Origin of the sequence: Streptomyces sp. NPDC097981 (assembly GCF_040302565.1) — a bacterium.
GTDB lineage: Bacteria > Actinomycetota > Actinomycetes > Streptomycetales > Streptomycetaceae > Streptomyces.
In genome coordinates, this window is the sequence record NZ_JBEORW010000177.1 from 1 (window position 1) to 1,616 (window position 1,616).

At 63.8% G+C, this 1,616-nt stretch carries 1 protein-coding gene; it reads right to left on the bottom strand.

Features of this window, described 5'->3' with window-relative positions:
- Positions 1-2: 2 nt before the first annotated feature.
- Positions 3-1,616: MBL fold metallo-hydrolase (locus tag ABTY04_RS40895; protein ID WP_352218503.1), on the bottom strand; the 1,614-nt coding region annotated here is incomplete at its 5' end.

The window sequence follows — 1,616 nt, forward strand, 5'->3', positions numbered from 1 at the left end:
GACTACCAGCGCCATTCCTGCTGGCGGTAGAGGTGACCGGCCTTGATGTCCCGGTCCTTGCACCAGGTCATGAATTCTTCGATCTGCTTGATCTGGTACGTGTCCTCGGTGTAAGTCGTCGCCATCACGTGTCCCAGCCAGGGCTCTTCACCCATCGCGTACACGTACGCCTCGTGCGCACCGAGTTCCGTCATGATCGCCGCAGCCTGCTCCGCGTTCGACCCCGACAGCTTCCGCGAATTACTCAGCTTCTTCGACACCGGGATCGTCAGCAGCGCCTGGTACAGCCACGTCAGCGGCGCACCATCACACTCCATTCCCAGGAACGCGATGTCAGCCGTCCCCAGATGACCCTTGATCCGCCGGTACAGCATCGGGTCGATACCCGAGGAATCCGCACCGACGAACACCTTCTTGCCCGCGAGCTCCACCCAGAAAGTGGACTTCGCCCGGATGTCCAGGTCACAGTGCTCACCGAGGAACGGCGTCGCCGTGACCTTCCCGCCCGGGAACTCCACCTCGTCGAAATCATCGACCTCGACGACCGGGAAACCCTGCTGCCGCAGCATCAGGGCCATCGACGGGTCCGCCAGGTTCCCGCGCGAAGAACGCGGCACCACGATCGCACCGACCCGACCGCGCAGCTGCAGCAGCGTCTCGAGCACGATGTGGTCCTGATGCCCGTGCGTGATCAGCACCAGATCGATGAAATCAGGAAGATCATCCAGCGTGTACCGGTCACCAGCGGAACTGTCCGCACTGATGAACGGGTCCGTCACGATCGCCGCCTCGGGCGTCTGCATCACCAGACACGCGTGCCCGAAGTACCGGATCCGCCCGCCCCCCTCGATGTGCCGGTCCGGCGCACCGCTGGGACGGTCCGTCAGCAGCCCCGACAACTGCTTGGCCTGCACATCGTCCAGCTCCAGCGCCTCCCGCAGATGCGACAGCGTCGCCGGACTCACCCGCGCCTTGAACAGCTCCTCCAGACCCGCGTGACGGAACGGCACCGCCAGCTCCAGCACATCCGGCGACGGCAGCCGCGGCGTACTCAGAATGAACGGACGCTCATACCCCGGCTCCAACGACAGCTGCACCGACTGCCGCGCCTCGGAATACACACTGCTCTTGTAGACCAGCGGCTCCATGAACCGCATCTGCGCCTGGTTGTCCGTGTCGTACGCCAGCTCCACCAGACCGTTCAGCTCCGCCGGCATCTTCGGATACAACGGCGTCAGATCGAACCCCGTCGCGTTCGCCCGCAGGATCTCCTGACCAGCGGCGATCGCCTCCGCGAACCGCAGCATGTCCGCCCGGTCCCGCTTGATCCCCTCCAGAAGATCACGCACCTCATCGGCACGCTCCTCCGGAATGTTGATGAAATACCCACCCCGCAGCTCAGGATTGTTACTCGCCGCGACATGCACCTTCGGGGACTGCAGATACGACTCCAGCATCGGCACCTGCAAAAACGCCAGATTCATCGCCGCCTGCACCGGCGCCAGCGTATGCGGCCACGCGAAGAACCGGTCAACCAACGGCTCCACAATGGCCTTCGAACGCAGAAACAACGGCTCCTCAGCCATCTGCTCCCCACCTCTCTTCGAGATCCAACG